18 protein-coding genes are annotated in these 15,790 nt (G+C 61.1%); 10 read left to right on the top strand and 8 right to left on the bottom strand.

All coding sequences use genetic code 11. From position 1 onward, the window contains the following. The first annotated feature begins 25 nt into the window (after positions 1-25). The 3 genes from GNP00_RS16865 (at position 26) to leuB (ending at position 2,900) form a co-directional block, all read left to right on the top strand. Complete coding sequence (locus tag GNP00_RS16865; protein WP_011582691.1) at positions 26-598, top strand: CarD family transcriptional regulator; 573 nt, start codon at positions 26-28, stop codon at positions 596-598. 210 nt (positions 599-808) lie between these two features. Next, positions 809-1,663: an RNA polymerase factor sigma-32 gene (locus tag GNP00_RS16860; protein ID WP_011582692.1), complete on the top strand. Its 855-nt coding sequence runs from the start codon at positions 809-811 to the stop codon at positions 1,661-1,663. A 124-nt stretch (positions 1,664-1,787) separates the two neighbouring features. Then, the gene (gene leuB / locus GNP00_RS16855) at positions 1,788-2,900 is read left to right on the top strand and encodes a 3-isopropylmalate dehydrogenase (protein ID WP_011582693.1); all 1,113 of its coding nucleotides are present in this window, start codon (positions 1,788-1,790) and stop codon (positions 2,898-2,900) included. Positions 2,901-2,910: 10 nt separating this feature from the next. Here the strand turns inward: leuB and GNP00_RS16850 are convergent, their stop codons facing one another. The 3 genes from GNP00_RS16850 to GNP00_RS16840 are packed head-to-tail and all read right to left on the bottom strand — an operon-like array spanning position 2,911 to position 3,979. Beyond that, the gene (locus GNP00_RS16850) at positions 2,911-3,057 is read right to left on the bottom strand and encodes a peptide ABC transporter permease (protein WP_246263726.1); all 147 of its coding nucleotides are present in this window, start codon (positions 3,055-3,057) and stop codon (positions 2,911-2,913) included. A 49-nt stretch (positions 3,058-3,106) separates the two neighbouring features. Next, positions 3,107-3,568, bottom strand: coding sequence for a hypothetical protein (locus GNP00_RS16845; protein WP_011582694.1), 462 nt, complete (start codon positions 3,566-3,568; stop codon positions 3,107-3,109). Between the two features lie 21 nt (positions 3,569-3,589). Continuing rightward, complete coding sequence (locus GNP00_RS16840; protein WP_011582695.1) at positions 3,590-3,979, bottom strand: DUF6152 family protein; 390 nt, start codon at positions 3,977-3,979, stop codon at positions 3,590-3,592. A gap of 388 nt (positions 3,980-4,367) precedes the next feature. Here GNP00_RS16840 and GNP00_RS16835 point away from each other — a divergent pair, with 388 nt between their 5' ends. The 4 genes from GNP00_RS16835 (at position 4,368) to GNP00_RS16820 (ending at position 8,093) form a co-directional block, all read left to right on the top strand. Further along, complete coding sequence (locus tag GNP00_RS16835) at positions 4,368-5,402, top strand: aspartate-semialdehyde dehydrogenase (RefSeq protein WP_011582696.1); 1,035 nt, start codon at positions 4,368-4,370, stop codon at positions 5,400-5,402. Positions 5,403-5,536: 134 nt separating this feature from the next. Next, entirely contained in the window at positions 5,537-5,944 is a 408-nt protein-coding gene (locus GNP00_RS16830; RefSeq protein WP_011582697.1) for a DUF1761 domain-containing protein, read from the top strand. A gap of 142 nt (positions 5,945-6,086) precedes the next feature. After that, entirely contained in the window at positions 6,087-6,338 is a 252-nt protein-coding gene (locus GNP00_RS16825) for a helix-turn-helix domain-containing protein (RefSeq protein ID WP_011582698.1), read from the top strand. A gap of 60 nt (positions 6,339-6,398) precedes the next feature. After that, complete coding sequence (locus tag GNP00_RS16820; RefSeq protein ID WP_011582699.1) at positions 6,399-8,093, top strand: SulP family inorganic anion transporter; 1,695 nt, start codon at positions 6,399-6,401, stop codon at positions 8,091-8,093. Positions 8,094-8,117: 24 nt separating this feature from the next. On the opposite strand, the gene GNP00_RS16815 is transcribed toward GNP00_RS16820, so the two are convergent. The 5 genes from GNP00_RS16815 to GNP00_RS16795 all read right to left on the bottom strand — a co-directional run bounded on the left by GNP00_RS16815 (position 8,118) and on the right by GNP00_RS16795 (position 12,689). Continuing rightward, entirely contained in the window at positions 8,118-8,723 is a 606-nt protein-coding gene (locus tag GNP00_RS16815; protein ID WP_049764957.1) for a septation protein A, read from the bottom strand. 57 nt (positions 8,724-8,780) lie between these two features. Continuing rightward, the gene (gene ftsY, locus GNP00_RS16810; RefSeq protein ID WP_011582701.1) at positions 8,781-10,283 is read right to left on the bottom strand and encodes a signal recognition particle-docking protein FtsY; all 1,503 of its coding nucleotides are present in this window, start codon (positions 10,281-10,283) and stop codon (positions 8,781-8,783) included. 15 nt (positions 10,284-10,298) lie between these two features. Continuing rightward, positions 10,299-11,579: a tRNA (N(6)-L-threonylcarbamoyladenosine(37)-C(2))-methylthiotransferase MtaB gene (gene mtaB, locus GNP00_RS16805; RefSeq protein ID WP_011582702.1), complete on the bottom strand. Its 1,281-nt coding sequence runs from the start codon at positions 11,577-11,579 to the stop codon at positions 10,299-10,301. Continuing rightward, entirely contained in the window at positions 11,579-12,460 is an 882-nt protein-coding gene (dapF, locus tag GNP00_RS16800; protein WP_011582703.1) for a diaminopimelate epimerase, read from the bottom strand. Before dapF ends, mtaB begins: the two co-directional genes overlap by 1 nt. 67 nt (positions 12,461-12,527) lie before the next feature. Continuing rightward, on the bottom strand, positions 12,528-12,689 hold the full coding sequence (locus GNP00_RS16795; RefSeq protein ID WP_011582704.1) for a DUF1328 domain-containing protein: 162 nt from the start codon (positions 12,687-12,689) through the stop codon (positions 12,528-12,530). A 178-nt stretch (positions 12,690-12,867) separates the two neighbouring features. Here GNP00_RS16795 and GNP00_RS16790 point away from each other — a divergent pair, with 178 nt between their 5' ends. From GNP00_RS16790 to mdh, 3 genes are all read left to right on the top strand, one after another. Next, a complete protein-coding gene (locus tag GNP00_RS16790) occupies positions 12,868-13,404 on the top strand; it encodes a protease inhibitor Inh/omp19 family protein (protein WP_011582705.1) in 537 nt (178 codons plus the stop codon). Positions 13,405-13,456: 52 nt separating this feature from the next. Then, complete coding sequence (gene zapE, locus GNP00_RS16785) at positions 13,457-14,635, top strand: cell division protein ZapE (protein WP_011582706.1); 1,179 nt, start codon at positions 13,457-13,459, stop codon at positions 14,633-14,635. Positions 14,636-14,817: 182 nt separating this feature from the next. Then, the gene (gene mdh, locus GNP00_RS16780; protein ID WP_011582707.1) at positions 14,818-15,783 is read left to right on the top strand and encodes a malate dehydrogenase; all 966 of its coding nucleotides are present in this window, start codon (positions 14,818-14,820) and stop codon (positions 15,781-15,783) included. The last annotated feature ends 7 nt before the right edge of the window (positions 15,784-15,790 follow it).

Raw genomic sequence — 15,790 nt, 5'->3', positions numbered from 1 at the left:
CATTAAGAACAGGAGTGTTAGGCGTATGGCAACCCAGCAAAAAAAGTCGGCACAAAGGCAGGGTTTCAAGACGGGCGAATTCATCGTGTATCCGGCGCATGGCGTCGGGCAGATCGTCGCGATCGAGGACCAGGAAGTAGCCGGGCACAAGCTGGAGCTGTTCGTTATCGATTTCCAGAAAGACAAGATGCGCCTGAAGGTGCCGGTGGGCAAAGCCACCGCCATCGGCATGCGGAAATTGTCGGAGACGGACTATGTCGATCGGGCGCTGAAGGTGGTACAGGGCCGCGCGCGCGTGAAGCGCACCATGTGGTCGCGCCGCGCGCAAGAATATGATGCCAAGATCAATTCCGGCGACCTGATCTCGATTTCCGAAGTTGTTCGCGATCTTTACCGAGCCGACAACCAGCCGGAGCAGTCCTACTCCGAGCGTCAACTCTATGAGGCCGCGCTCGACCGCATGGCGCGCGAGATCGCCGCGGTCAACCGTATGTCGGAGACTGAAGCGGTCCGCCTGATCGAGACGAATCTGGCCAAAGGCCCTCGCCGGGGCACCAAGGCAGAGAACGACGATGCGGAAAAGGAAGAGGCTGCATAAGCCCACCTTTCCAGCTTCCTTGAGCCCGGTTCCCTGGAGCCGGGCTTTTTATTATCCGGCTATCAAATTCACCTTTCTGTGTAGGTGGAACCTTTGTGTTCCAGCCTTGTTTTCACCGAGCGGAGCCGCTCCGGGCACAAAATGTAGCCGGCACTTGCCGGTCTACGTCGCGGAGGATCGGCCGCGTGGTGCAAGCAGGAGCGCCCTAAGATGCAGGAAGATGTTCGGCGAAAGCTGATCAAAGCCGCCATGAAAGCGCCCTATCTCGGGCGCGAGGAGGAGCACGAACTCGCTCTCCAGTGGAAGGAGCGACAGGATCAGCAGGCGCTCCACCGCATGATCATGGCACATATGCGGCTCGTGATCGCCATGGCGGGCAAATTCCGCAATTTCGGACTTTCGATGAGCGACCTCATTCAGGAAGGGCATGTGGGTCTCCTGGAGGCGGCGGCGCGTTTTGATCCTGAGCGGGAGGTGCGTTTTTCCACCTACGCAACCTGGTGGATCCGCGCCTCCATGCAGGACTATATCCTGCGAAACTGGTCCATCGTGCGCGGGGGTACCAGCTCTGCCCAAAAGGCACTATTCTTCAATCTGCGGCGTTTGCGCATGAAGTTGCAGAAAGCAGGTGGGACGACACCGTCGGAGGACGTCTACCGCGAAGTGGCCCAGGCACTCAGGGTTTCCGAAAGCGACGTCGCAATGATGGATTCCCGGCTTGCCGCTGCGGACGCCTCACTGAACGCGCCACTTAGAAGCGACAGCGATCCAACCTCCGAACGGATAGATTTCCTCATATGCGACAAACCCCAGCCGGATGAACTCGTGCGCGAGGCGATCGACGGCGAGCGTAAGGCGCAATGGCTGCACCAGGCCCTTGGCACGTTGAACGGGCGGGAGCTCACCATCGTGCGCGAACGACGGCTGTCCGAGGAAGGCGCGACTTTGGAGGCTCTGGGTGCATCGCTCGGCATTTCCAAGGAACGCGTACGCCAGATCGAATCCCGCGCACTTGAGAAACTGCGCACTGCCCTCGTAAAGCACCATCCGGAGCTTGCAGCCTAGCGCCTCCGCGGAGCCCGCCTGGCCCGCTCGTGGCCCGCAAAGGCACGATTGGCCAAACCGCATCTTGCGCAAGATCGCCCGCCCGGTTAGCAAGGGCGCAGTTTTCAAGGTGCACGAGGGATCCATGGCAACCCGCAAACTCTTCCTCCTTCCCGGCGATGGAATTGGCCCCGAGGCCATGGCCGAGGTTTCGAAACTTATTGCCGTTCTGAATTCTGAATTCGGCGCCGGTTTCGAGACGGAAGCAGGGCTTGTTGGCGGCATCGCTTACGACACCCATGGCAAAGCCATCTCGGACGAGGATATGGCGCGGGCGCTGGCAGCCGATGCTGTGCTGCTCGGCGCGGTAGGCGGGCCGAAATGGGATGGCGTTCCCTATGACGTGCGGCCCGAGGCAGGGCTTTTGAGACTCAGAAAGGACATGGAGCTCTTTGCCAATCTCCGTCCGGCGATCTGTTACCCCGCATTGGCGGAATCATCGTCGTTGAAAAAGGAGGCGGTGGAAGGCCTCGACATCCTGATCGTGCGCGAGCTCACGGGCGGCGTCTATTTCGGGGAGCCGAAGGAGATCATCGATCTGGGCAATGGCCAGAAGCGCGGCATTGATACGCAGGTCTACGACACCTTTGAGATCGAGCGCATCTCGGGCGTGGCCTTCGAGCTGGCGCGCACGCGCGGCAACAAAGTGTGCTCCATGGAAAAGCACAATGTCATGAAGTCAGGTGTGCTGTGGAAAGAGGTCGTCACGGCCACGCACAGGGCGAAATATTCAGACGTGGAACTCACCCACATGCTGGCGGACGCGGGTGGAATGCAGCTCGTGCGCTGGCCCAAGCAGTTCGACGTGATCGTGACCGACAACCTCTTCGGAGACATGCTTTCCGATGTGGCAGCGATGCTGACAGGCTCGCTTGGCATGTTGCCTTCCGCCTCCCTTGGAGCCCCCGATCCCAAAAACGGCAAGCGCAAGGCCCTTTACGAGCCGGTGCACGGCTCTGCGCCGGATATCGCGGGCAAGGGAATTGCCAATCCGATCGCCATGATCTCTTCCTTCGCAATGTGCCTGCGCTACTCCCTCAATATGGTGGCTGAAGCCGACCGGCTGGAAAAGGCGATTGCCGCGGTGCTGGACGATGGACTCCGCACCAGGGACATCCTCTCGGAAGGCATGCGCGAAGTTTCCACCTCGGCAATGGGCGATGCGGTTGCGCGGAAGTTCCGCGAGCTTGCGCCCTGAATGGTAGCTCTCAAGCCAGGGACATAATAATCGCCAGCAGCACTATACCCGCCAGCCCCGCGATGAAAATCGCGCGGCGGAGCGGCGTCTTGAGAACGATATAGCCCTGGCGAGCCTCGCTGCCGGAGATCGTCGTCGTTTTTCGGTCTTCAGGCATAGTCATCCGTCCCTTTCGCCGGGCAACGGACGGAAGCGGCAGATGTTCCTTACAAAAAGCCGATAAAGCGGCCGCAAACGAGCACGCCCAGCCACAGAACCATCGAAAGCCCGGCAAAAATCACCGCGCTTCTTTCCCTTGGCATTCCGCCGGGACCAGAGGCAAAGAGGCGCAACGCCAGAAGATTCAATCCTGCCAATGCGATCAGCACCATCTTCAACCGGAAGGCCGGGTTGAAAAAATACTCGCTGGCTCGAACGGAAAAGAGCAACAGGCCGGTTGCGGCCGCCCCGCAGAAGGCGGCGATCCCCACCCGGCGCATAAGCTTCAGAAATGGCCGGCGTTCCTGGGCTGTCAGAAAGCCCAAGATCCGCAAATCCATAAGCGTGACACTGGTCACCAAGGCTCCAATCGCCAGCACATGCGCTGCATTGACCAGTGGATAGGCATAAAAGGAAATGCGCAGGGCGCGGATTGGTGCAAGCTGCTCGATCGCCTGGAGAAACTCCACTTGGACCACCCTGCCTTCAGGTCAGTTGCTCGGCACACGGTTCGGATAGACGTCGTAGGTCTTTCCGTTGACAGTGATGCGCACCGCTTTCATTCGCCGCTCGTTCTGGTCAAGCGACAGATTGCCGATGGCCGTGACCGTGTCGCCGGGCTTGGCCGCATCCTCTGAAAAACCGGCCCGCACGGTCTGTGAAGGAGGGGCCAGCTCCACGCGCCAGTTCTCCCCATCGACATCAATTTCCAGCGTGGCATGGGGGTTTCCGACGTAAACCTGGGTGATCGTGCCTTCCAGTTCCGAATACTCATCCTCCGTCCAGGACCAGCCGTGATGAGCGAATGCCGAAGGCGATGCGACAAGGCCAAGCGCTAGCGAAAGGCTTAGCAAGCGGCCAATTTTCGAGAGCATTCTCATGCCTGTGGCTCCTTATTGGGACTGACCTAAGGTTAAGACGCCGATGCCGCGGGTCAATTCACGTTCGGGGGAGGGAATCGCAGCAGGCCCCTGGGCGAGTGTATGATTGACTTCGCTTGGATTCCGCGTAATACAGCGCCGGAAACGGAGTTTATCTGGTCATGCGCGCCTCCCTCTTCGCGCGGAACATTTCCAGTTTGTCCTTCGCTGCCGGACACGGCGGCGCGGTTTTCCACGTCACGAAAACGACGGCCAAAACGACCGCGAAAACGGTCTGACCTTCCTTTGGCCCGCTCGCTCTCTCCCCGAGACAGGCCGGGGAGGAGGAAGCCCGCAAGGCCGGCGGGCTCGATCCAAAGCCAGGCGGAGAGGACAGGAGCTTAAATTCATGGGTTTCAAAATTGCTGTCGCGGGCGCTACCGGCAATGTCGGCCGGGAGATGCTCAACATCCTGGAAGAACGCGGCTTCCCAGCCGATGAGGTGGTGCCGCTCGCCTCGCGGCGGTCCGTTGGCACGGAAGTCTCCTACGGCGACCGTTCGCTCAAGGTGCGGGCGCTGGAGAACCACGATTTTTCCGACACCGACATTTGCCTGATGTCTGCTGGCGGCTCCGTTTCGAAGGAATTTTCGCCGCGCATCGGCAAGCAGGGCTGTGTCGTCATCGATAATTCCTCGGCCTGGCGCTACGACGCCGACGTGCCGCTGATCGTGCCGGAAGTGAATCCGGATGCGGTAGACGGCTTCCGCAAGAAGAACATCATCGCCAATCCCAATTGCTCGACGGCGCAGCTCGTCCTGGCGCTCAAGCCCCTACACGACATCGCCAAGATCAAGCGCGTGGTCGTCGCCACCTATCAATCTGTTTCCGGCGCCGGCAAGGAAGGGATGGACGAGCTCTTCGAGCAGACCCGCGCCGTCTTCGTCGCCGATCCGATCTCGAATAAGAAATTCACCAAGCGTATCGCCTTCAACGTCATTCCGCACATCGACGTCTTCATGGAAGACGGCTTCACCAAGGAAGAGTGGAAGATGGTGGCCGAGACCAAGAAGATGCTCGATCCCAAGATCAAGCTCACGGCCACCTGTGTACGCGTGCCTGTTTTCATTGGGCACTCCGAAGCGGTCAATATCGAGTTCGAAAAGCCTATCACGGCCGACGAGGCGCGCGATATTCTGCGCGAGGCGCCGGGCTGCCTTGTCGTCGACAAGCGCGAGGACGGCGGCTACGTCACGCCCTACGAGAGCGCCGGGGAGGACGCCACCTATATCAGTCGCATCCGCGAAGACTCCACCGTGGAGAATGGGCTGGCCATGTGGGTAGTCTCGGACAACCTGCGCAAGGGCGCGGCCCTCAACGCCGTGCAGATCGCCGAACTGCTCGTCGCCCGCGGGCTGATCGAGCCGAAGAAGCAGGCCGCCTGACCAAAATCCCCCCTGCCCGGCCATGCTGCCGGCGCAGCGATCCGCTTGACCCATCTCGACTTCCCGCGCCGCCCTTGACGCGGCGCGGGGAGCGCGCCTTCAATCCGGCATCGTGAACGGAAAGGAATCAGGCGATGGATTTCGGCGGAATGAACTATCTAGCGATATTGGCGGCGGCGATCGCCGCTTTCGCCTTCGGCGCGGTCTACTACATGGCCCTCAGCAAGCCCTGGATCAAAGCTGCGCGGCTAAAGCCGGAAGAGATGAAGATGAGCCCCGTGCCCTTCATCACCTCCTTCGTGGCCGAACTTGTGATGGCCTGGGTCCTCGCCGGCGTGATCGGGCATCTGGGAACCGGTCAGGTCACATTCTGGAACGGCGTGATTTCGGGCGCCTTCCTCTGGCTCGGCTTCATCGCCACGACCATCGCCGTAAACAACCGTTATCAGGGCTTCGGCTGGGATCTCACCCTCATCGATGCGCTGCATTGGCTGGGCGTAGCAATCATCATGGGCGCGGTGATTGGTTGGTTTGGAGTTTAGCGCAGATTGCGGTGGCCGCAGCGGCTCCTTGCTGCCACGCGCTGCCTTGCATTAAACCTCATAATTGATATCCTAGACATCAGTCTTAGTGTTTGGTATATAAGTCTCGTCAGGCGAAGCGTTCATGATCACCGCTCAATAGATGCGCGCGGCGCGCGCCCTTCTCGGGATCGACCAGAAGCGGCTCGCTGAGCTTTCCGGCGTCTCGCTGCCCACTATACAGCGCATGGAGGCGAGCGATGGCCGGGTGCGGGGCGTGGTGGAGACCTTGACCAAGGTGGTCGAGGCCCTGGATGCGGCGGGTATCGAGCTGATCGGCGAGAACACGCCGAGCACCGGCAGCGGGCGCGGAGTCCGGCTCAAAGAGGCGGCGCTCAGGAACGGTGAGGGCTGACGAAAAGCAACGGCGACCGCCGGGAAGGCCGACGATCCCGCTGCAAGGGGTTGAAAAGGCATGCTCGCCCGAGTTCACGAACCAGGTTTTCTCCATCTTTTCACGCCGAAGCTCTTCACGGTTCTGAGGGAAGGCTACGGACGTGCCTCTCTCAAGGCCGATGCTGTGGCTGGGCTCACCGTCGCTATCATCGCGTTGCCGCTTTCCATGGCGATCGCCATCGCCTCCGGCGTCGCGCCAGAGCGCGGCCTTTACACCTCCATCATTGGCGGCTTCTTCGTTTCTGCACTTGGCGGTAGCCGATTCCAGATCGGGGGGCCCGCCGGCGCGTTCATCGTGCTGGTGCTCGCCACGGTGCACATGCATGGGGTGGACGGGCTCATCCTCGCCACGTTCCTCTCGGGGTTCGTCCTGCTTGCGATTGGCCTGCTGCGATTGGGCACTTTCATCAAATACGTGCCCTACCCCGTCACGGTGGGCTTCACCTCCGGCATCGCCCTCATCATTTTGACGAGCCAGCTCAAGGACTTTCTTGGGCTGGAACTCCATGAGCAGGAGCCCGGCCCCTTTATCCCGAAGCTGCAAGCGCTCGGCACGGCACTGCCGACGCTCAACCCGCCCGCCGTGAGCATTGCCCTTCTCGCGGTTGCAATCATCCTCGTGCTACGGCGTTACCGTCCGCACTGGCCGGGATTCCTGATCGCGGTGGCGCTCACGACCCTCTTCGCTTGGCTCCTTTCACTGCCGGTGGAAACAATCGGCACGCGCTTCGGCGGCATCCCGCAGACACTTCCCACACCGCTACTGCCGGACCTGTCGCTGGCAAAAATTATCTCAGTTCTCCCCGCCGCTCTCTCCTTCGCGCTGCTGGGCGGAATCGAAAGCCTGCTCTCGGCCGTAGTCGCGGATTCCATGAGCGGGCGGCGGCACCGCTCCAACGCTGAACTGGTTGCTCAGGGAGCGGCGAACATAGCCTCTTCGCTTTTCGGCGGCTTCTGCGTGACGGGCACGATTGCCCGGACCGCTGCCAATGTGCGGGCCGGCGCGCGAGGGCCTGTCGCAGGCATGCTGCACTCGGTTTTCCTTCTTGCCTTCATGCTGGTGGCAGCGCCGCTCGCGCGCTTCATTCCGCTTTCGGCACTCGCGGCCATTCTCGTGGTCGTGGCCTGGAATATGGCTGAAAAACATCAGTTTGCTGCCCTCATCAGGAGCTCGTGGGCTGATGCGGTGGTGTTGATAGCGACCTTCCTCCTGGTGGTTTTCCGCGATCTTACCGAGGGCATTCTCATCGGCGTCGGCCTGAGCGCGCTCTTTTTCCTGAACCGTATTTCAAAGGAGATCAAAGTCGACCGCGTCCATGGGGCCGTCGATTCCAGTAAGCTCGATCAGGCCCTCAACGAAGAGTCTTACTCGACCTCACTCAGGACCGACGACAACATTTTGGTCTACCGCATCTCGGGCGCCTTCTTCTTCGGTGCAGCGGCGAGCGTGGCCGCAGCGCTCGACCGTATAGGCGGACAGCCCAAAGCCTATGTCATCGACATCTCCGCGGTCGAAGTGCTCGATTCCACCGCTGCCGCCACGATGGAGGGATTTGTCCGCAAAGCCGGCTGGCAGGGAGCGAAAGTTTATCTCGTCGGCGCCAGAACACACGTGCGCCACCTGCTGCACAAGCATGGACTGCATGCACCACAGGTGCGGTTCTATCGCAAGCTCGATACGGCGGTGGCGGCCGCGAGTAAACTACAGGAGTAAAGACCTGAGGGGGCCGTTCAGAGCCTACTCCCCTACTCCCTTACTCCGCTCCTCCAGCGAGTGCCGCATGATCAGCGGCATCTGGCTCATGGTGAAGATGATGGTAATGGGCATGATGCCCCACACCTTGAAGGCCACCCAGGCGTCGGTCGAAAAGGAGCGCCAGACCACCTCGTTGGTAACCGCCAGGAAGATGAAGAACAGCCCCCAGCGCAGCGTGAGCTTGCGCCAGCCTTCCGAGTCGAGCTTGAAGGCGGAATCGAAGACATAGCCAAGCAGGGACTTTCCGAAGGCGAGCCCACCCAGAAGCACCGTGGCAAACAGCGCGTTGACGATAGTGGGCTTCATTTTGATGAAGGTTTCGTTGTGCAGGTAGAGCGTCAACGCGCCGAACACGAACACCACGATGCCGGACACGAGCGGCATGATGGGCAGCGTGCGCGTGAGCGCCCATGAGACCGTGAGCGAGATGGCCGTCGCCGCCATGAAAAGTGCAGTGGCGATGAAAAGCGGTCCGCCGAGGCTGCCAAGCGCCGGGATGCGCTCCACCAGCCACTCGCCGCGCGTGTTGGCGAAAAAAAAGACGAGCAGCGGCCCGAGCTCAAGCGCCAGCTTGAGCAGCGAATTCATTTCCTTGCGCTTGGGATCAGACGGATCGCGCTCGAAGATCGTATTCTCGTCCGCCACTCAGCTTACTCCCGCAATTGCCTTGGCAAAATCGCTTGCCGAAAAAGGTTCCAGATCGTCGACACCCTCGCCGACACCGATAAAATAGACCGGCAGCTTGTGCTTGGCGGCGATCGCCACCAGGATGCCGCCGCGGGCCGTGCCATCGAGCTTCGTCATCACCAGCCCGGAGACACCCGCAACATTGCGGAAGATTTCGACCTGATTAAGGGCGTTCTGGCCGGTGGTGGCGTCGAGCGTCTGCAAAACCGTGTGAGGCGCTTCCGGATCGTGCTTGCCGAGCACGCGAACGATCTTTTCCAGCTCCGCCATCAGCTCGGCCTTGTTCTGCAAGCGGCCGGCCGTGTCGATGATAAGAACGTCGCTGCCCGCAGCCTTCGCCTTTTCATAGGCCTCGTAGGCAAGACCAGCCGCGTCCGCCCCCAGCCTGGAGGAGATTACGGCAGAGCCGGTACGCTCGCCCCAGATCTTCAACTGCTCGATCGCTGCCGCGCGGAAGGTATCGCCTGCGGCCAGCATCACGTTGAGCCCACCCTGGGCGAGCTTCGCCGCAAGCTTACCGATCGTGGTCGTCTTGCCTGTGCCGTTCACGCCCACCACAAGGATTACATGGGGCTTGTGGGAAAGATCGAGCTCCAGCGGCAGGGCCACCGGCTTCAGCACCTTCTCGATCTCTTCAGCCATGACCGCCTGCACTTCGGCGCCGGTGATATCCTTCCCGTAGCGGCCGACGGAAAGGGCATCCGTGACGCGCATAGCCGTCTCCAGCCCAAGATCGGCGCGCAGCAGCACGTCTTCCAGATCCTGAAGTGTATCCTCGTCAAGCTTCCGCTTGAGAAAGATACCGGCAATGTTGTCGCGCAGTTCGCGGGAGGAACGGTAGAGCCCTTCGCGCAGCCGTTGGAACCAGGGTTTTCGAGGCTCTTCAACGACAGACACTGATTTTGCTTCGCCAGCGCGCTCGACAGCAGTCGAGACGGTGACGCGGCCCCGCCCAGCCTCGCCGGTCGATCCTTCCCCCAAGCGGGAGCTTGGTGTTGGCTCTACAGAAGGCGCAGAAACCTCAGGCGGAACGGAGGGCTGCGAAGGCGGCGAGGGTTGCGGAATTTCCGGCGCGGGACCTGGCGGTTGCTCTGGAGCCGGTTGCGGCACCTCCTGCGGTGGCTCCGGTAGCTCAGGCGGCAGGTCGGGAGAAGGTTCGGGAATCTCCGGTTTGGGAATGACCGGCTCGCCAGGCGCGGGAGAAGGCGCCGGCTCGGGCTGCTGCGGTATCTCGGGCGAAGGAGGCGACGGCTCCGTCGGTTCGCGCGGTGCCGGCGGCTCTGGCGCAGGCGGTATTTCGGCCGGCTTTTCAGGTTCCGGCTGGATTGGAGTCGCAGGCTGGATTTCGGGCTTCGGTTCAACCGCCGGCGCATCGGCAGAAGCGGCTTCGGCTGGTTCAGTCCGCTCCTCGACCTCCTTCTTGCCGAAGGAAAAGACTTTCTTGATGAAGCCGAATGCCATTGGCCTCTCAGATCCTCAAGCCGCTTCCAGCAGCGGCGTTGCTGTCAGCCGTTCGCCGTCATGGCCGGTAATGAGACTTTCGACGATTTCGCCCGGCTTGCCTCCCTCGACCGCAACCAGCGTGAAACCCTCGGTGCGGCCCAAGCCCTCCCGCTCGACCAAGACCCGCTGGCGCGTTCCTTCGAGAGAAGCAAGATGCCTTGCATAAGCGGCGTCACCCGCCGCGCGCAAGCGCGCCGCCCGCTCCTTCACAGTATTGCGCGGCAGTTGCGGCATACGCGATGCCGGCGTGCCCTTGCGCGGCGAAAACGGAAAGACATGCAGGTGCGTCAGCCCACATTCCTCAACGATCCTGAGCGAGTTTTCGAACATCGCCTCCGTCTCGGTAGGAAAGCCGGCGATGATATCCGCACCGAAGACAATATCGGTCCGCAACCGCCGCACCTCGTCACAAAAGCGGATCGAGTCGGCGCGCAGGTGCCGCCGCTTCATGCGCTTCAGGATCATGTCGTCGCCCGCCTGCAGGGAAAGATGCAGATGCGGCATGAGCCGCGCTTCCTCGGCAAGCGCGCGCATCAGGTCTTGGTCGGCCTCTATGGAATCGATGGAGGAGAGGCGCAGCCGCTTCAGGTCCGGCACCTGAGCAAGGATCGTGCGCACCAGCTTGCCCAGCCTCGGGCTTCCCGGCAGGTCGGCACCGAAGCTGGTCAGGTCCACGCCGGTGAGCACCACCTCGGCATAGCCGTTTTCGACCAGCCGGCGCACCTGGTCCACCACCGCACCCATGGGCACCGAGCGGGAATTGCCGCGGCCATAGGGGATGATGCAGAAGGTGCAGCGATGATCGCAGCCGTTCTGCACCTGCACGAAGGCGCGGGCGCGCCCCTCGATGGCATCCACCATGTGCGAGGCGGTCTCGCGCACCTCCATGATGTCGTTGACGCGCACCTTCTCGAACTGGTTGACCCCGAAATCGGGCAAAGCGCGATAGCTGTGGGCCTTCAGCTTCTCTTCGTTGCCCAGAACAAGGTCCACCTCTTCCATGGAGCCGAAGGTTCCGGGCTCAGTCTGCGCCGCGCATCCGGTGACGATGATGCGTGCGTCCGGGTTCTCGCGCCTCGCCCTTCGTATTGCCTGTCGCGCCTGGCGCACCGCCTCCGCCGTCACGGCGCAGGTGTTGACGATCACCGCGCCGCCTTCGAGCGCGGAGAGGCCGGCAGCTTCGGCCTCGCGCCGGATCACCTCGGATTCGTATGCGTTAAGCCGGCAGCCAAAGGTCAGGACATCGACCGACATCAGGCGGCCCCTTCCGTCTCGCGCTCCCAAGCACCGGTAGCGGGATCAAAACGGCCAGAGAACTCCCATTCCGCCGGTCCGGTCATGATTACATGGTCATCGTCGCGCCAGAGTATTTCGAGCGAACCGCCAGGCAGGTTCACCTTGACGCCCCGCCCGGTGCGCCCGGTGCGCGCAGCCGAAACGGCGGCCGCGCAAGCGGCCGAGCCGCAGGCGAGCGTCAGGCCTGCGCCCCGCTCCCATGTGCGCATGGTCAGCTCCTCCGGCGAGTCCACGCGGGCAATGGTGATATTGGCTCGCTCGGGAAAGATGGGGTGGTTTTCGAGCATCGGCCCGAAGCGTTCCAGATCATAGGAATATGGATCGTCCTCGACCCAGAAGATCGCGTGTGGATTGCCCATCGAGGCTACGGACGGCGAGTGCAGCACCGGTTTGTCGATGGGGCCGACTTGCAGCTCAATCTTGCGCGTGTCGTGGAATTCTTCTGCAAGAGGAATATCCTGCCAGCCGAAACGAGGCTTACCCATATCGACGGATATCAGGCCGTTCGCGTGCTCTTCTGCACTCAGCACGCCAGCAATCGTTTCAAAGGTAAAGCTTGGTCGGCCGGTTTCCGCAGCGAGCCTCTGCACGACGCAGCGCATGCCATTGCCGCAGGCTTGCGCCACGCTGCCGTCGGAATTGATGATCTCGATGTAATTTTCCGTGCCCTCAAGGCGCGGATCATGGATCGCCATGATCTGATCGAAATGAGTGGCGGGATCGCTGGCAAGGCGCTGCGCAGCCTCCGGGCGCACGCGATCGGCCCTGCCGCGCATATCGGCAACGATGATGGCATTGCCAAGCCCGTTCATCTTCGCGAATTGCGCCAGTTCCGCCATAGGAGTCCCGATCGATCCAGGGTTCGGGGCCTATATGGCGGATCGCGGCAAGAATTACCAGACGGCGTCAGGCAATTGCTATGATGCCGAGTACGGCGAGAAGAAACAGAATTAGGACGATCGCGATGAGAATCTTGGCTCCTGTCATGGCTGCTCCGGCCAAGCTGTGCATTCCGAGCAGACCCGCAACAGCCGCCACGATCAGAAGAATGAGTATCCACTTCAGCATTAGGAATCCTCGCTCATCGGGATCAAGGCCTTAACGCGTTCTTTCCTGGTCAGTTCCGGTTATACAAAATTCCTTTTCGATAACCGGTTCTTAACTATGGATGTTTGTGATAGTTTTCTGACCTCGCCTGGATAGATCAGCCAAGGCGTCACCGGGTAGGCCGACAACGGAGAGAGGAATGCCGCACTCGAAAACCAAAGTTTTCGCGATTTCTTTTCTGGCCCTTGCAGTGGCGGGCTGCCAATCGGACCGGCTCAATCCGGTATCCGCGCGCGCGCCGCAGCCCTTGCCGGCCGCTCCCTCGGGCACCGTCGTCGGCAGCCAGCTCCCGCCGCCGGTTCAACCGGGCATGCAGCCGACAACGCCCGGTCAGACTGGCACTGATGTCGCGGCCGTTGACCCTGGTGCACAGGCCGCCGCGGCTGCTTCCGCTGCACCGATCGAAAAGAACAGCCTGCTCGGCTCCTGGACGGTGAATTCCGGCGGGTCGTCTTGCCAGATGTTCCTTACGCTCACGAAATACGGGAATTCGTCGCGCGGCGGTACGCGCGGATGTTCAAACGAGCTCGCGAACATGCGCGCCTGGGATCTCTCCGGCAATCAGGTCGTCATGTATGACGAAAGCGGCAACACCGTCGCGCGTCTATATTCGAGCGGAGGAGGCCGGCTCGACGGCACGACAACGGGGGGCACGCCGGTTTCCGTCTCGCGCTAGCTGATGCGGGCGCGCGCCCGCTTGCCGAAGACGAACGAGGTCTGCTTTCACCATGTCCCTGCGTGACGTTAAAACCCATTCATCGGTCGCGCTACGCTATGCGGATATGGTGGAAACCGGCGCAATTACCCGCGCCCCGCAGCAGGAGAAAGTCGCGGCCGCTCTCGACGCATTGATCGAACGCATTGCAGAGCACCGTCTGGCGCGCAAGTCCAGTGCATTGGGCTGGCTGTTCGCCAGAGGCCGGAACAACAGGGAGCCCGTGAGCGGGCTCTATATTTATGGAGGGGTCGGGCGCGGCAAGACCATGCTCATGGACCTCTTCTTTGAGGTTCTGCCCGTACGGGGCAAGCGGCGTATCCACTTCAACGCATTCATGGCGGATGTTCACGACCGCATCGCCCGCCATCGCGCGGCGTTGAGGCGCGGTGAGATTCGTGAAGCAGATCCCATCCCGCCCGTTGCGGCCGCACTTGCGAAGGAAGCATGGGTCCTATGCTTCGACGAGTTCAGCGTGACGGACATCGCAGACGCCATGATCCTCTCCCGGCTCTTCTCCGCTCTGTTTGCTGAAGGCGTGGTGCTCGTGGCCACCTCAAACGTGGCTCCGGACGAGCTATACAAGGATGGTCTCAACCGCGGCCTCTTTGAACCCTTCATTGACGTCCTGAAGGAACACGCGACGATAATGCGGCTGGATTCCGGGATGGACTACCGGCTGGAGAAGCTCAATCGGCTGCCGGTTTATCTTACGCCCTTGGGACCTGCCGCCGACCGGGCGATGGATGACGCATGGCTGGCGGTCACCGAGGGAAAGGAAGAAGGCGAGGAGCGCCTGGTCGTAAAGGGCCGAGCCGTTGTCGTTCCGCGAGCGGCGGGTCTGGCGGCCCGTTTCACCTTTGCGGATCTGTGCGGCAAACCTCTTGGCGCCCGTGATTATATGGCGCTCGCCGATCATTTCGACACGATCTTCATCGATCATGTGCCAGCCATGGATTATTCCAATCGAAACGAAGCCAAGCGCTTCATCCTGCTGATCGATACCCTCTATGACAATCAGAAGCGTCTGTTCGTGTCGGCGGAGAAAGAGCCGGACAAACTATATCGGGCTCATACGGGAACGGAGCAGTTCGAATTCGCCAGAACGGCCTCTCGCCTTATCGAAATGCAGAGCGGTGATTGGCCGCCTGCGCTGCCACGAGCGGAATTTGAGCGGCACGATGGGAAATAAGCTTACCCTTACGTAAATGCAGAACCATCTAAACGATTGAAAAAATTGCCTTCAAAAGAATCGGTTGAATTTGTTTTGCTGCGGCATTATGGCATGCGGGACTTTTGACCGGCTATTGCCCTCGCAATTTTGCCGGACTTCTCGGCAAGGTTCCGGCGCTTCTGAAAGGGGTATTTCACCAAATGGCTCGCCACAAAATCGCTCTCATCGGCTCAGGCATGATCGGCGGCACTCTTGCCCATCTCGTCGGCCTTAAGGAACTTGGTGACGTAGTTCTCTTCGACATCGCCGAAGGCATTCCGCAGGGCAAAGGGCTCGACATCGCGGAATCCGCGCCGGTCGAAGGCTTTGACGCCAAGTTTCTTGGCACCAACGACTACGCCGCGATCGAGGGGGCGGATGTCTGCATCGTCACCGCTGGCGTGCCGCGCAAGCCTGGCATGAGCCGTGACGACCTCCTGGGGATCAACCTCAAGGTGATGGAGCAGGTCGGGGCCGGGATCAAGAAATACGCGCCGAACGCATTCGTGATCTGCATCACCAATCCGCTCGACGCCATGGTCTGGGCGCTGCAGAAGTTCTCCGGCCTGCCGAAAAGCCATGTGGTGGGTATGGCGGGTGTGCTCGACTCCGCCCGCTTCCGTTATTTCCTGGCGGAGGAGTTCAAGGTCTCGGTCGAGGACGTGACCGGTTTCGTCTTGGGCGGACACGGCGATTCCATGGTGCCGCTCATCCGCTATTCCACCGTCGCCGGTATCCCAATTCCGGATCTCGTGAAGATGGGCTGGACGACGCAGGAGAAAATCGACCAGATCGTGCAGCGCACGCGCGACGGCGGCGCGGAAATTGTCGGCCTTTTGAAGAGCGGCTCGGCGTTCTACGCTCCAGCCTCCTCGGCGATCGCAATGGCGGAAGCCTATCTGAAAGACAAGAAGCGCGTTCTGCCCTGCGCTGCCCATGTGTCTGGTCAATATGGCGTGAAGGACCTCTATGTGGGCGTACCGACGGTGATCGGCGCCGGCGGCGTGGAGCGCATCATCGAAATCGACCTGAACAAGACCGAGCAGAAGATGTTCGAAAACTCGGTGGCCTCTGTCGAGGGGCTGTGCAAAGCGTGTGGCGATATCGCCCCGAGCTTGAAGAACTAGGAGCCTC

Source organism: Chelativorans multitrophicus (assembly GCF_011317445.1).
Lineage (GTDB): Bacteria > Pseudomonadota > Alphaproteobacteria > Rhizobiales > Rhizobiaceae > Chelativorans > Chelativorans multitrophicus.
This window is presented reverse-complemented; position numbering and strand designations above follow the sequence as displayed.